Origin of the sequence: Pseudocoprococcus catus (genome assembly GCF_019734885.1) — a bacterium.
GTDB lineage: Bacteria > Bacillota > Clostridia > Lachnospirales > Lachnospiraceae > Coprococcus_A > Coprococcus_A catus.
In genome coordinates this window covers 1-14612 of sequence record NZ_JAAXCM010000035.1, presented here as the reverse complement: position 1 = coordinate 14612, position 14612 = coordinate 1, and the positions used below count along the sequence as shown (strand labels likewise).

17 protein-coding genes, 2 pseudogenes and 1 riboswitch are annotated in these 14612 nt (G+C 39.2%); of the genes and pseudogenes, 17 read left to right on the top strand and 2 right to left on the bottom strand.

Going from position 1 to position 14612, the window contains the following annotated elements; translation table 11 throughout:
- The first annotated feature begins 240 nt into the window (after window positions 1-240).
- The 10 genes and pseudogenes from HED67_RS10585 (at window position 241) to HED67_RS10540 (ending at window position 6874) form a co-directional block, all read left to right on the top strand.
- Window positions 241-642, top strand: coding sequence for a pyridoxamine 5'-phosphate oxidase family protein (locus HED67_RS10585; protein ID WP_117495882.1), 402 nt, complete (start codon window positions 241-243; stop codon window positions 640-642).
- A gap of 11 nt (window positions 643-653) precedes the next feature.
- On the top strand, window positions 654-1016 hold the full coding sequence (locus HED67_RS10580; protein WP_182370779.1) for a winged helix-turn-helix transcriptional regulator: 363 nt from the start codon (window positions 654-656) through the stop codon (window positions 1014-1016).
- 4 nt (window positions 1017-1020) lie between these two features.
- Window positions 1021-1388: pseudogene (locus tag HED67_RS10575) on the top strand (ACT domain-containing protein).
- Between the two features lie 166 nt (window positions 1389-1554).
- Window positions 1555-2523 carry a DUF6040 family protein gene (locus HED67_RS10570; protein ID WP_246612189.1) on the top strand — a complete coding sequence of 323 codons (969 nt, stop codon included), beginning with the start codon at window positions 1555-1557 and terminating at the stop codon, window positions 2521-2523.
- Window positions 2524-2677: 154 nt separating this feature from the next.
- The gene (locus HED67_RS10565) at window positions 2678-3112 is read left to right on the top strand and encodes an Rrf2 family transcriptional regulator (RefSeq protein ID WP_009243644.1); all 435 of its coding nucleotides are present in this window, start codon (window positions 2678-2680) and stop codon (window positions 3110-3112) included.
- A 211-nt stretch (window positions 3113-3323) separates the two neighbouring features.
- Complete coding sequence (locus tag HED67_RS10560) at window positions 3324-3719, top strand: pyridoxamine 5'-phosphate oxidase family protein (protein ID WP_004844992.1); 396 nt, start codon at window positions 3324-3326, stop codon at window positions 3717-3719.
- A 20-nt stretch (window positions 3720-3739) separates the two neighbouring features.
- A riboswitch (FMN riboswitch) is annotated at window positions 3740-3851 on the top strand.
- Window positions 3852-3925: 74 nt separating this feature from the next.
- Window positions 3926-4549: an ECF transporter S component gene (locus tag HED67_RS10555; protein ID WP_221718283.1), complete on the top strand. Its 624-nt coding sequence runs from the start codon at window positions 3926-3928 to the stop codon at window positions 4547-4549.
- Complete coding sequence (locus HED67_RS10550) at window positions 4546-5160, top strand: 4Fe-4S binding protein (protein WP_221718282.1); 615 nt, start codon at window positions 4546-4548, stop codon at window positions 5158-5160. Before HED67_RS10555 ends, HED67_RS10550 begins: the two co-directional genes overlap by 4 nt.
- The gene (locus tag HED67_RS10545; protein WP_221718281.1) at window positions 5157-6101 is read left to right on the top strand and encodes an SIR2 family NAD-dependent protein deacylase; all 945 of its coding nucleotides are present in this window, start codon (window positions 5157-5159) and stop codon (window positions 6099-6101) included. The genes HED67_RS10550 and HED67_RS10545 overlap by 4 nt, the downstream gene beginning before the upstream one ends.
- A complete protein-coding gene (locus HED67_RS10540) occupies window positions 6098-6874 on the top strand; it encodes a protein-ADP-ribose hydrolase (protein WP_221718280.1) in 777 nt (258 codons plus the stop codon). The genes HED67_RS10545 and HED67_RS10540 overlap by 4 nt, the downstream gene beginning before the upstream one ends.
- A gap of 207 nt (window positions 6875-7081) precedes the next feature.
- On the opposite strand, the gene HED67_RS10535 is transcribed toward HED67_RS10540, so the two are convergent.
- Window positions 7082-7318 carry a DUF6061 family protein gene (locus HED67_RS10535; protein WP_221718279.1) on the bottom strand — a complete coding sequence of 79 codons (237 nt, stop codon included), beginning with the start codon at window positions 7316-7318 and terminating at the stop codon, window positions 7082-7084.
- A gap of 534 nt (window positions 7319-7852) precedes the next feature.
- On the opposite strand from HED67_RS10535, the gene HED67_RS10530 reads away from it, so the two are divergent.
- From HED67_RS10530 to HED67_RS17560, 7 genes and pseudogenes are all read left to right on the top strand, one after another.
- On the top strand, window positions 7853-8212 hold the full coding sequence (locus HED67_RS10530; RefSeq protein WP_015512809.1) for an ArsR/SmtB family transcription factor: 360 nt from the start codon (window positions 7853-7855) through the stop codon (window positions 8210-8212).
- 59 nt (window positions 8213-8271) lie between these two features.
- Window positions 8272-10626 carry a heavy metal translocating P-type ATPase gene (locus tag HED67_RS10525; protein WP_221718278.1) on the top strand — a complete coding sequence of 785 codons (2355 nt, stop codon included), beginning with the start codon at window positions 8272-8274 and terminating at the stop codon, window positions 10624-10626.
- Between the two features lie 16 nt (window positions 10627-10642).
- Window positions 10643-11161 carry a DUF6921 family protein gene (locus HED67_RS10520; protein ID WP_215632848.1) on the top strand — a complete coding sequence of 173 codons (519 nt, stop codon included), beginning with the start codon at window positions 10643-10645 and terminating at the stop codon, window positions 11159-11161.
- A 10-nt stretch (window positions 11162-11171) separates the two neighbouring features.
- Complete coding sequence (locus tag HED67_RS10515) at window positions 11172-11711, top strand: hypothetical protein (protein WP_009203875.1); 540 nt, start codon at window positions 11172-11174, stop codon at window positions 11709-11711.
- Window positions 11708-13252 carry an FAD-binding protein gene (locus HED67_RS10510; RefSeq protein WP_215632847.1) on the top strand — a complete coding sequence of 515 codons (1545 nt, stop codon included), beginning with the start codon at window positions 11708-11710 and terminating at the stop codon, window positions 13250-13252. Before HED67_RS10515 ends, HED67_RS10510 begins: the two co-directional genes overlap by 4 nt.
- Window positions 13249-13959: a 2Fe-2S iron-sulfur cluster-binding protein gene (locus HED67_RS10505; protein WP_330371261.1), complete on the top strand. Its 711-nt coding sequence runs from the start codon at window positions 13249-13251 to the stop codon at window positions 13957-13959. Before HED67_RS10510 ends, HED67_RS10505 begins: the two co-directional genes overlap by 4 nt.
- A 135-nt stretch (window positions 13960-14094) precedes the next feature.
- Window positions 14095-14238, top strand: a pseudogene (locus HED67_RS17560) (ArsR family transcriptional regulator); the annotation flags it as partial.
- A gap of 61 nt (window positions 14239-14299) precedes the next feature.
- On the opposite strand, the gene HED67_RS10495 reads toward HED67_RS17560, so the two are convergent.
- Entirely contained in the window at window positions 14300-14539 is a 240-nt protein-coding gene (locus HED67_RS10495) for a DUF6061 family protein (protein ID WP_107001876.1), read from the bottom strand.
- Between the last annotated feature and the right edge of the window lie 73 nt (window positions 14540-14612).

Sequence of the window (14612 nt, the reverse complement as noted above, 5' to 3'; positions counted from 1 at the left end):
CCAATTGTTAATTCACTTGCTGACTTTGGTAACTACTATAAATCACTTATTGAACAGAATTAAGTACGTTAGTATTTGAAAAGCTCGAACAATCGATGTTTGTATGGGAAATAAAGCAAATTTTTAGGTATTCTCAAAGATACCAAGTATCAAAAATAATCGTACTTGATGTATTATTTTATCGGTCATATAATTAAACCAGTTCAAAAATATGACCACACAAACAAGGAGGATACCAATATGACAAATATTGAAAAAGTAAACCAATTTTTAGATGAGGCAAAAATATTTTATTTTTTGACTACAGATGGAGATAAACCCAAGGGACGTCCATTTGGATTCCATATGTTAGACGATGGTAAATTATATTTTGGATGTGGCACATTCAAAAATGTTTTCTCACAGTTAACGAAAAATTCGCATGTTGAAGTGTTAGCTCTTAATGGTAATGAATTCATGCGTTATGATGGAACTGTAAAGATTGTGAAAGATGAGGCTCTTTTGGAAAAGGTGCGTACAGCAATGCCAGAGATTATGAATCTGTATGATAAAAATGGCTGGGAGATGGGAATGTTCTATATTGAGAATGGTCATGCAGAGATTCGTGGAATGATGGATTTAAAAGATGAATTTGATGTATAAGAGGTAATGATATGAAAAGATTATTTGAAACGGATTCGACAATGGAAGATCGTTTTGGGAAATGTCCTTATGCGACAGCACAGAGTTTGATTTCAGGAAAATGGGCTGTCTTAATTATACATTATCTGGAAGATGGTCCCATCCGTTTCAATGATCTTTTGCGTCTTATGCCAAAGATGACACATGCGACTTTATCTGTTCAATTAAAGACATTGGTGGAAAATGGTCTGGTGGAGCGAAAACAATATGAGTCGATTCCGCCTAAGGTAGAATATTCGCTGACAGAAATTGGGAAAAAATTTCATCCGGTAATAGAAGCGATGCATAATTGGGGGCAGGAATATATTGAATTCATGAAAAAGGATAATGAATAAGTTTATGGAAATAAAAAGGATTGAGCAAGACTTTACAGTGTGTCAGGTAAAAGATTATTCACTTGTAAATTTAGATTCTGAATATAGCTTTATTGAAAAAACAGATGAAGAAAAATCGTTAGTGTACATTACAAGTGAAGTTCCCAAAAATACGATTCAACGTGATGATGGTTGGAAAGCTTTTCGTATTCAGGGAGTACTGGATTTTTCCTTAATTGGAATACTGGCTAAAATTGCTACTATATTAGCTGATAATGGGATTTCAATTTTTGCAGTATCGACCTACAACACAGACTATGTATTGATAAAAAAGAAAACTATCAAAAAGCATTGGAAGTTCTTCAGACTACAGGATATAAGATTACCGATTAACAGATTCCAGCTTGAAGAAGAAACAAAAATCATTCATGTCCTTTGTCATATAGTTTCTGTATATTTTTTGGAAGTTTATCAGGTAACATGGCATTTATCGTATCTTCATTACCATCTTTCATTGCTGTTTCATAATACCAGCACTTAAATTTTAAGAGGGAAATTGATGAACGGATGCAGAAACTTAGAGAACGTCGGGCAGGTGGAAGAACTTCTGCTGATGACCGAACAGATGCAGGACGAACTGGATCAGAAAGACCAGACAATCCAGGAACTGAACAGGCAGCTAAGCGAATCGCTGACCTTGAACGAGAAATTGAACAGCGAAAACAGAGCCGAGAATATCGAAGCATTGCGGACAAGATTAAGGCAAACAGAGGAACGATTGACCAGCGAGGCAGACAGCAGGAAAAGAGCCGACGCAGAAGTCGTGGCATGGAAATTTAAGTATGAAAAAGCAGAACAGGAAAAACTTTATGCACTGACAAACCAAAAGACGGTAGAGGTAGCTGTTGCAAAAAAAGTGCCTTATGAGAAATGTGAAAAATGTGACCGGACTGCTTACCAGAAAGCAAAAGAAAAATGCGATAACCGCAAAAGTCAGTTGGAAAAGAAATATAAAAATATGACAACTGGTTATGAAAGTATCCTGTTCCTACTGGCATGGTACAGCTTAATAACAACACTGTTTACTGCTATTCTTTCGCCAGTTTTCCTTAACGATTGTATCACCTTTTTCGGTGTGTTAGGAAAAGGAATGGGAAGATTGTTTCGGGAGTTTGTCATAGGGGCAGATTCTTTCGGACAGTTAAGTGGCGGAATACCTAACCGTATCCTTTCCGGGCTTATGTACTGGCTGATCGCAGTTATTGTTATGGGAATTTTATTCATCATGACGGGATTACCGATAGTCTGGATTGGTTATCAGGTGGGGAAAATCTACCGGAAATATTGCTGGGATATCATCAGTATCATGATGGCGATAATGAGTACAGCTATTGCAATCTACTTCGGAAAATGGATAAAATCAATCATTCCGATGAACCTTATTCTACTGTTACTTCTTGTGCACGTGGTCTATATTGGAATCCGATGTTATGTGAAAGACTGGCGGGAGGAACGAGGATATTACTAAAACAAAAAGAAAACAGGAAGATTTTGTAAAGTATCTTCCTGTTTTTTCTAAAGCAGACTATTGATTGTATTTATATTAAGTTTTCAACAACAATGTAACCATTGAAATTACATCTGTTTTTTGATATGATTACTGTCAAAGAGAGGTGTTTATAATGCAGATTTCAAGCAGATTTACAATGGCAATCCATATGTTTGCCTGTATAGATACATTTTCGGATCAGAAGATGACTAGTGATTTTATGGCAGCAAGCATTGGAACTAATCCGGTGATTGTTCGTAAAATATTGCAACAATTAAAGGCTGCTGGTCTTATTGAAGTTGCAAGAGGGACAGGCGGTGTGACAATTACCAGACCATTGGAGCAGATTACATTCCTTGATGTGTATAAAGCAGTGGAATGCGCACCAGATGAAGAACTGTTTCATTTTCATGAGAATCCCAATCAGAAATGTCCGGTAGGAAAGAATATTCACCATGTTCTTGATAAGAGACTGTTAGAAGTACAGAAGGCAATGGAGGAAAAACTTTCAGAAATGACACTTGCTGATGTGAAAAAAGATATTGCAGTGTATACAGAGGAAGAGTAGCCTACAGAAGGCTTCGGATGAGTGATTATATCATCACAATTTCCGGAGCCTTTTCGTTTTTCATAATCAATGTAAAATCTTCAAAAGGAGTTGTAACAAAAAAAGTTACAAAAAAAATGATGTAACTATTGACATTACATTAAACGGATGATATTGTATAGCTACAAGATGTAATAATCATTGTTACAACATATCAAGGAGGTAATTTAAAATGCAGAAAGTAGTAGAATTTTTACAGAAAAACCCGGTTCAGTATTTAGCAACCGTCGGAAGAGATGGAAAGGCAAAATGCCGTCCATTCATGTTCTGTTTTGAGCAGGACGGAAAGCTTTGGTTCTGTACTAACAACACAAAGGATGTTTACAAGGATATGTTAGCAAATCCTGAAGTAGAAGTATCAGTATCTTCCCCTGAATACGCATGGATTCGTCTTCATGGTAAAGCAGTATTTGAGGACAACAAGAGTGTAAAGGAAGGATGCATGAACAACCCTATCGTTAAGGGACAGTACCAGACAGCAGATAATCCTATTTTTGAGGTATTCTATCTTGAAAATCCGCATGGTTTAATCGCAGATTTCTCTGGAAATCCACCTTATGAATTTTAAAGATAATTAACAGAAAAAATTACAGTCTTCGGGGCAAGGTGTAATTCCTGACCGGCAGTATAGTCTGCGAGCAAAAGCTGATATGGTGCAATTCCATAACCGACGGTAAAGTCCGGATGAGAGAAGATATGATAAAACAAGTCCCGCAGGGAATCTCGTCCTGCGGGCTGTTTTAAATTCAGGCATATCTCACAAAAAGGAGATTTATGAGTAACAATACAGCAACTATTAAAACAAGAAAAAATTTAGTTTCTACAAGGACGATAACAATGACAGCTCTACTGGCAGCTATATCATATGTGTTGGCATTTTTAGAGTTTCCGGTTCCTTTGAGTCCATCATTTGCACGAATGGATCTGTCAGATTTACCTGCACTGATTGGGACGTTTGCGTTTGGACCGGTTACAGGAGTGATGATAGAATTGATAAAAAATATATTACAGCTTCTGTCAACATCAACAGGAGGAATTGGTGAACTTGCCAATTTCCTAATGGGGGCATCCTATGTACTGGCTGCCGGTTTTATATACAAATACAAAAAGACTAAGAAAATGGCGAAGTGGGCATGTGTTATTTCAAGTGTAGTTATGGGAATAGCGGCAGCGATTGCAAATTATTTTATACTACTTCCACTGTTTGAAACATTTATGCCGTTGGATCAGCTGATTGCATCATTTGGCGAATTTCTGCCATTTATTAAGACAAAGCTGGACGTTGTGCTATTCAATGCATTGCCGTTTAATATCTTAAAAGGCTTGGTGATTGGAGCAATTGCCATGATGATATATAAAAAACTTACACCGATACTGAAAGGAGAGACTTTGAAATGACAAAAATGGATTATCTTAAACTTCTGGTGGATGAAATTCATTCAACAACAGTTGCAACGATAGGTTCAGATGGACATCCTCAGACAAGAATCATAGATATGATGTACTATGATGAAGAAGGTGTGTATTTCCTTACAGCAAAGGGAAAAGCATTTTATGACCAGTTAATGGAGCAGCAGTATGTGGCAATATCCGCAACAAAAGACAAAATTGCGGTGTCTCTGCGTGGAAAAATAAAGAACATCGAAAAAAAGAATCTTGATATTATGTTTGAAAAAAATCCATATATGAAGAAAATCTATCCGGGAGATACGAAAGACGCAATCGAAGTGTTTCGGCTGTATGAGGCACAGGGAGAGTATTTTGATATCAGCAATCCATCAAATATTGTGAGGGATACTATAACAATTGGAAAAACCGAGGCAGTTCAGACAGGGTATTTTATTGGAAAAGAATGTATTGGATGCAAACTGTGTTACTCTGTATGTCCGCAAAAATGCATTGATATATCTTCAGTTCCGGTTACTATCAACCAGAATCATTGTCTGCATTGCGGAAGATGTGCAGAAATTTGTCCGAAGCAGTGTATTGAGAAAGGAGGTTCATTATGATTTTTAAGAAAATCAGAAAAGGGCATGCTGACTGGAGAAACTTTTTATGTAGTACTCCGGCAAGGGATTATGTATTCCAAAAGGATGCATATGAAGACCAGATTGACAGGGCAGCAAAGAATATAAGAAATACAGACTGTGTTATAATCGGGGCAGGAGCCGGGGCATCGACAGCTGCGGGAATCCAATATGGTGGTAAAAGGTTTACAGACAATTTTGCAGAATTTATAAAAAAATACGGTGAGTACTACATGACAGATATGTATGCAGCCGGATTTTATCCATATCCGTCTGAGGAGGCAAAGTGGGGATACTGGTCAAAACATGCATTGATGAACCGCTTTGATCCTCCGGCATTGCCGCTTTATACAGAGCTTTATGATATTGTAAAGAACAAAGAATATTTTGTACTTACAACCAATGTGGATCATCAGTTTTATAAAGCGGGATTCGATGAAAAAAGAATATTTGCAACACAGGGAGATTATGGGAAAATCCAGTGCCAGAAAGCCTGTCATCCAAAGACTTACGATGCAAAAGACCTGTTTCGTAAAATGGATAAAGCAAGAAGAGACTGCCTGATTCCATCAGAACTTGTACCAAAATGTCCGGTGTGTGGCGGCAATATGGCTATGAATCTCCGTTGTGATAATTATTTTGTGGAAGATGAAGCGTGGCATGAGGCAGCCGACAGGTATGCGGGGTTTCTGGAACAGCATAAAGATAAAAAGGTTGTTCTTTTGGAACTTGGAGTTGGATTTAATACGCCGATTATTATACGTTTCCCTTTTGAGAAGATGGTGAGGAAGAACTCGTCTTATAGTTTGATACGCTTGAATATGGATGAAGCGGTAGTTCCGGAAAGTTTCGGGGAACGTGCAATCGGTATTGGCGGTGATATGGCAAAGGCAATTACTGATATAAGGGGGCTGGTATTATGACACAGGATGAGCGAAGAGAATATCTGATTCAGTATCTTTTAAAAGAAGAAATACCGTTTGGCAGACAGAACATTCCTATGGATAAGCAGGGGCAGGAAAATCTGCTCCGCTCACTTATGAATGTCAGACCGCCAAGACCAATCGGTAATGATTTTTTGAAAATACAGGATGAGTATCTTACAGAAAGAAATATAGAGCGTGGAATCAAAGATATTGACACGCTTGCACCTGTAAAATCCGATTCGAGATTAGATATCTGGCAGGGGGATATTACCACTTTGAAATGTGATGCGATCGTGAATGCGTGTAACTCACAGATGCTTGGATGCTTTTCGCCGATGCATGCCTGTATTGATAATTTTATTCATACTTATGCAGGAATTGAGCTGCGTCTGAAAATGCATGAGATTATGACAGAGCAGGGACATGAAGAAGAGACCGGCAAAGCAAAGATAACATCGGGCTACAATCTTCCAGCAAAATATATTCTTCATACGGTAGGACCGATTATACAATGGAAAGTCACAAAAGAAGATGAAGACCTGTTGGCAAGCTGCTACACAGAGTGCCTAAAGCTTGCAGCTGATACTGGTGTGGAATCTATTGCATTCTGTTGTTTGTCTACAGGTGTATTCCGTTTTCCGCAGCAACGAGCTGCCGAGATTGCAACGAACACTGTAAAGCAGTATCTTAACAAAGACAGCAGAATAAAAAAGGTAATCTTTAATGTGTTTAAGGATGAAGATTTAAAAATATACAGTGGATTGTTATAAGCGTCTGTTGAAATATCCGATAAATCTTATTGTACTGTTATTGCCTGAGAATGTGATTTATATTGGAATCCGATGTTAAGTGAAAGACTGGTGGGAAGAACGAGAATATTATTAAAAAAAGAGGACAGTTCACCAATTAATTGGGTGCTGTCCACTGAGAGGACGGCGGTTAGTCACCGCCTCCTACTCAATTTTTAACAGGAAATATTAAAGTTCAAGTGAATCTTCTGCATCAATCCACATCTGTAAATTTCCATCAAGATATAATCTTGCATATTCCAGCGGTTCGTCAATAGCAAGTGCATTTAATGCACAGTCTGATCCAGGCGTGGTTTTTAAGTCCTTCTCAGCTTCCCAGCAGTCAATGCGAAGCATATAGCCGGCACTGGTATAAACATCAATACTGTTGCATTGTGGATTGTATTCTGCAAATATTGTTCTCATCGTATTCCATCTCCTTATTATTCAATCAATCATTAATTGTAAAAATTAAGAAGCATTTCAATCAGTTCACCATGTCACTTTTATTTTGTGTTATACTGTTTTATAGATTTTTCTTGGTCTCCTCTGCCGCTTCGGTCGGCACAGAGCAGATGTCCACCGGACATCTTGTGCCCTTGTATTTTCCCTTATCAGAGTTCGTAAACTTATATGGGAAGATATAACACAAGGGAAACAATAAGGGAAAGCTCACCTGCGACAAATCCAGTGTTTTCAAAGGATTGCGGAGAATTTGATAACAAAATATAACAGTTTATTAAAATTCTTAAAACAGGTGAAATCTCAATCGGAATTTACAGGAAGTGTGACAAGAAAGCCAAAACGGTATACTGGGGAAAAAGATTAAGAAAAGAATAAAGAGCTGGTTTTAATTGTAAAATTTATGGGGAACTAACATCAGCTTATTGACATAAATTTAAAAATAAGTATAATAATAGTTGAGTAATTGTTCAACTATTATTATTTGGAGGTGAATATATGTCAAAAACGTCTTATATTTGTAATTGCGATGTAATTCATGAGGATATTGTGAATGATGTGAAATCCAAGATGCAGCCCAAAGATGATTATATCCAGTTGGCTTCTTTGTTTAAGCTATTTGGAGATGGAACTAGAGTACAAATCTTACACGCTCTAGAACAGAGTGAGATGTGTGTATGTGATCTTGCAGTGCTACTGGGGGTAACAAAATCTGCAATTTCGCATCAGTTAAAGGCATTACGCCTAGCGAATCTGGTAAAATTCCGTAAAGAAGCACAGATAGTTTACTACTCGCTGGCAGATGATCACGTGAAAGAGATTATTGACAAGGGATTTGAGCATCTTTGGCAGAAATAATATTTTTTAACATTATAGTTGAGTAATTGAACAACTAAACAAATTGTAAGGAGATTATCATGAAACGCATATTTCTATTAAAAGGGTTGGACTGTCCAAATTGTTCCGCAAAAATTGAAAAAGAAGTCGGAGAGTTGGATGGAGTGCAATCCTCAGTGGTAAATCTGATGAAGCAGACGCTTACAATCAATGTTACTCAGACAGCCGCAGATACGATAGCCAGTCAGATTGAAACGATTGTTCATAGTCATGAGCCAGATGTGGAAGTTCAGGAAGAAACCGTTATGAATGTTACAAAGAGTTATTCGTTAAAAGGATTGGATTGTCCGAATTGTTCTGCAAAAATTGAAAAAGAAGTCGGAGAGTTGGATGGAGTGCAATCCTCAGTGGTAAATTTGATGAAGCAGACGCTTACAATCAATGTTGCTCAGACATCCGCAGATACGATAGCCAGTCAGATTGAAACGATTGTTCATAGCCATGAGCCAGATGTGGAAGTTTCTGAAAATGTACAGGAATCTTATATACCGGAAAAAAAGCAGGAGGCCAATGAATCCTATAACAATGAGGATAAGAAGTTGACAGTTCGTTTAGCGACTGGTGCAGCAATCTATGCCATTGGTATGGCATTGACTGTTTTTGCGAAAGTGCCACTGCCTATCGAGTTAGCTTTTCTCATTGTTTCTTATGTTATTCTTGGTGGAGATGTTGTATGGCAGGCTGTGAGGAACATTTCAAAGGGACGTGTATTTGATGAACATTTTTTAATGAGTGTTTCTACGATTGGGGCTTTTGTCATTGGTGAATATCCAGAAGCAGTTGCTGTTATGCTATTCTATCAGGTAGGTGAATTTTTTCAGTCATTGGCTGTTAAGCGTTCCAGAAAATCTATATCAGACTTAATGGATATACGTCCAGATTCTGCTACAGTAAGAAGAAATGGGGAATTGATTACCATATCTCCAGAAAATGTCTCCATTGGTGAGATTATTATTGTAAAGCCTGGTGAAAAAATTCCATTAGACGGTGTGGTATTGGATGGAGATTCTATGCTGGATACAAGGGCCTTAACAGGAGAATCAGTTCCGAGAAGTGTTCATAAAGGAGACGAAGCACTTTCCGGTTGTATGAATCAGACGGGTGTCTTAATGATTAAGACAACAAAAGCATTTGGTGAATCTACGGCTTCAAAGATTATTGATCTTGTGGAAAATGCGTCAAGCCGAAAAGCACCAACAGAAAATTTTATTACTACATTTGCACGTTATTATACACCTGTGGTTGTAATCTTAGCAGCTTTTCTGGCGATTCTGCCACCGATCATTCTTGGCGGAGGCTGGACAGAGTGGATTCGCAGAGGATTTGTTTTCCTTGTGGTATCTTGTCCATGTGCATTGGTTATTTCAATCCCGCTGACTTTCTTCGGCGGCATTGGTGCAGCATCTAAACGAGGTGTTCTTGTAAAAGGAAGCAATTATTTAGAGGCACTTAATAATGTCAGCGTTATTGTGTTCGATAAAACCGGAACACTTACAAAAGGTGTTTTCAATGTGACGGATATTTTGCCTGCAAATGGATTTTCAAAAGAACAGGTTCTGGAGTATGCGGCAGAGGCAGAGAGTTTTTCTAACCATCCTATTGCAAAATCCATTCTTGCTGCTTATGAAAAAGAAATTGATCAGTCAGTGATTTCTGATTATAAGGAAATTTCAGGATATGGAATCAGTGTAATGGCAGGGGAAAAGAAAGTTTTTGCGGGCAATACGAAACTTATGGACACAGAATGTATAGAGTACACAACCGGTGAAAAAGCAGGTACAAAAGTTTATTTGGCTGTAGATGGTCAATATGCAGGATGTATTTTGATAACAGATGAAGTGAAGCCGGACAGTAAAAAAGCAATTTCTGACCTGAAACATATCGGCGTGGAAAAAACAGTTATGCTTACCGGTGATGATGAAAAAATTGGGAAGTCTGTTGCAGAAGAATTGCAGTTGGATGAATATTATGCACAGCTGCTTCCTGACCAAAAAGTGGAAAAGGTTGAGCTTTTAGATGGTAAAAAGAGACCGGGAAGCAAATTGGCTTTTGTTGGTGATGGTATCAATGACGCTCCTGTCCTTGCCCGTGCAGATGTTGGTATTGCAATGGGTGGGCTTGGTTCGGATGCGGCCATTGAAGCAGCAGATGTAGTTCTGATGACAGATGAACCGTCTAAGCTGGTGGACGCGATTGAAGTAGCAAAAGCGACAAAACAGATTGTCATGCAGAATATAGTGATTGCTCTTGGGATTAAGAGTGTGTTCCTGATTCTTGGCGCTCTTGGTATTGCGGGAATGTGGGAAGCTGTATTTGGTGATGTAGGCGTTACCATAATTGCTGTTTTGAACGCAATGAGAATTTTGAAAAAATAGGGAATGAGGTGGGAATGTGAAACGAAAACTGATTCTGTTAGTTGTTACGATTGTTTTTCTTGTAGGTTTTGGTGTCATATTACATTCACCGCCTTCTATGATTGATGCAGTCACAGGAGCAACACCGAAGTCAAAAAAGGCGGCTCAAGCCTCTGCACAGTTGGAAGGCTCTTATGTTCTCGGTATTAATATGATGTCAGATGGTCTCGACAACGAGAACGCCCGGAATAAATTAAAAGAATTGGCACTGGACGATTCGGAAACAAATGAAACAGATCTCATGAAAACGGACATTAGTTTTCGGTTATATGTACCTGAGACGGATTATCCGCTTGTCAGTTATGCTAAGAAACTCTGTGACAGGTTGAAACAGGCCGGTTTTTTCGTAGATCTGAAAGAGTACAGTAACACAATGATGCTATCAAGAGTGGTAAGTGGAAAGTATGATGTATTCCTGGCATCGGATGATTTTATTGACGTTACAACGCTAACACAGATGGACTATATGATCATGGACAGCGAAGAAATGAGGTGAGCGGGAATTTATGAGAAAATGGAATACGATTTTGTCTGTTTTAATGCTTCTCATTTTTATGATTCATGGAATCATGGGCAGCTTTATGCTGAACGGAGTTGGAAGTAGTGCCGGGAAACTTCTTGCATGGATTGGTGTTGGTATTCTTGTTGTGCATACGGTGATTGGTGTCATCCTGACAGTTCAGAGTTTACAGACAGCGAAGCAATCAGGAAAAATGTATCTGAAACAAAACGTCATATTTTGGGCGAGACGAGCCAGTGGGATGGCAATACTGATTCTGCTGTTATTCCATATTGGCTTGTTTGGAAAGGTGCAGAATGGGACATATATTTTGTTCCCTTTTACAACTGTAAAGATGGTAACTCAGCTTTTGTTCGTAGCGGCCATCTTTGTTCATATTTTTATCAATATCCGCCCATTGCTCGTATCACTGGGAATCATCAGTTATAAAGAACGAAGGAGTGATATTTATTTGATCCTTTCGGTGCTTCTTCTTTTTATAGCGGGAGCGGTTATTTTATATTATATTGGGTGGCAATATCTATGAGTAAGACAATTATTATTATAGGTGCTGGACTGGCAGGACTTTCAGCGGCTTTGCAGGCAGCGGAAAATGGATGCAATGTAAAACTGGTTTCCTCCCTTCCGTCAGAGCGGGCACAGTCTGTTATGGCGGAGGGCGGTATCAACGCAGCTTTGAATACAAAAGATGAAAACGACAGTCCCGAAGAACATTTTACAGATACAATAAAGGCAGCATGTGGTCTGGCAGATCCAAATGCAGTTTGGGGAATGACACAGGCAGCACCGGAGCTGGTGCACTGGCTGCTAAAACTTGGAGTTAAATTTAACATGAGTGGCTATGATGATGTGGATCTGCGGAATTTTGGCGGGCAGAAAAAGAAACGGACTGCTTTTGCACAGAGCGATACCGGGAAGCAGATCATGACAGCTATGATAGACGCTGTTCGCAGGAAAGAAGCATCTGGTATGGTAGAACGGTTCAGCCATCATTCTTTCCTAACACTTCGTCTGTGTGGCAATATTTGTTGTGGCTGCGTAATCAGGGATGAATACAGTCAGGAGACTGTGGAATTACCGGGGGATGCGGTTATTGTTGCCACTGGTGGTATGCACGGATTGTTTGGAAATACAACGGGTTCGCTGAGCAATACAGGAGAAGTCACCGCAGAATTGTTCCGGCTTGGTGTTCCTCTGGCAAATGGCGAGATGATCCAGTATCATCCGACAACTGTGAAATGTGGTGGAAAACGCATGCTCATCAGCGAGGCGGCCAGAGGGGAAGGTGGCAGGTTGTTTGCCATGAAAGATGGAAAACAATGGTATTTCATGGAGGAAAAATACCCGGAGCTTGGAAATCTGATGCCACGAGATATTACCGCCAGAGAGATATGGAAGGTCAGCCATGAATCAGAGGTATTTCTTGACATGACGGAAATATCGGAGGAGATTATTTCAAATAAGCTATCTGGTCTGGCAGACGATTGTATGACCTATCTGCATAAAGATATACGAAAGGAACCGGTGTCTGTTTTACCGGGAATTCACTATTTTATGGGAGGCATTCTGGTGGATGAGCAGCACAGAACGCCGATTCAGAATCTTTACGCTGCCGGAGAATGCTGTGCCCAATATCATGGTGCCAACCGTCTTGGTGGAAATTCTCTGTTAGGAGCGTTATACGGAGGACGTGTTGCGGCAAAATCAGCATGCGAACAGGCAGATGTAGTAGAGCTATCTTGTGCGACACAGATAGATGTTCCACCAGCGTCTCAAATTTCAGAAATAAAGCAATTAAACAAAGTGATGCAGGAGACTATGGGCGTTGTCAGAAATGAGAATACGTTGTTAAATGGGATTCAAACGGTACAAGCGCTGACAGGAAATCTTCCATTGCTTGGCATGGCAGTTCTAAAGAGTGCTCTTGCAAGAAAAGAAAGCCGTGGTGCACACTGGCGGGAGGATTATCCGAAGAGCAATGACGATGATTACCTTAAAACAACGGTAGCTAGATTTGATGGAAAGCAGATACAGATTTCCTTTGTACCTGTTCCAGAAAGGCGGTGATTCACTTGGTATATAAAATAAGAATCAGGCGGCAGGAGAGTCAGAAATCAGACAGTTATTGGCAGGAATTTGAGTATGACGGAAGCAAAAACAGCTCTGTTGCCACTGTTCTAAAGGAATTGAACAGTAGAACCCCTTTGAAAGATAACTCAGGAAATATAGTTACTCCCATCAGCTGGGAATGTAGCTGCATGGTGCGAAAATGTGGGGCTTGCGCCATGCTGATTAACGAACGTCCGAGGCTGGCATGCTCTACATTTCTACATACGTTAAAAGGTTCTACAATCACCTTGGAACCTTTAAGCAAATTTCCGCTTGTAAGAGATTTGATCGTTGACCGGTCAAATCTGTTTGAAAATTTGAAAAAACTGAACCTTTGGCTTGAAAGTGAAGCTTATATGAGTTCGCGGACACATGAACCGAGATACCAGTCGGCACGCTGTCTGATGTGTGGCTGTTGCCTTGAAGTGTGTCCTAACTTCTCTGCAAATAGGACTTTCGCAGGCACTGTTGCTGCAGTCAACGCATTTCGGATTCTGAATGAAGAACAGGAAAGCACTCATTTGAATGAGATTTCTGCTGAATATAAGAAGAAATTTTTTGAAGGATGCGGGAAGTCGTTATCTTGTCATGATATTTGTCCGATTGGTCTGCCTGTGGAAGAACTGCTTGTAAGGTCGAATGCAGCGGCTGTTTGGGGCAAATAAAATGGATGATAAAAGCTATAATGAATGTATGAAGAGAATCAAAAACTTGATTCTCTTTTTTAAAATACATACATTGACAAATATCTATGTATATATTATGTTGAACATAGACAATGATCAATGTGAGGTGTCAATATGAATGCAATGGATGTGGCTTTGATATGCAAGGCTTTGGGCGATGCGAACCGGCTGGAAATTGTACAGATGCTGTCGGATGGAGAAAAGTGCGGGTGTAAACTTTTGGAAAGATTTGAAATTACCCAGCCAACTTTATCCCATGATGAATTTTCCGGAAATATTGTAGCTAATAGTTATTTAAACTGTTGTATTTGTTTAAAATTTAAAAAATATCTAATGAGTCTTCCGCATCTACCCACATCTGCAAATTTCCATCAAGATATAATCTTGCATATTCAAGAGGATCATCAATGGCGAGTGCGTTTAATGCACAGTCTGATCCTGATGTGGTTTTTAAGTCCTTTTCAGCTTCCCAACAGTCAATGCGGAGCATATAGCCAACAGAGGTATAAACATCAATACTGTTGCGCTTGGGATTGTATTCTGCAAATATTGTTCTCATCGTATCAAATCTCCTTATCGTTAAATCAATCATTTGTTGCAAAAATCAGAAGCATTTCAATCAGTTCACCATG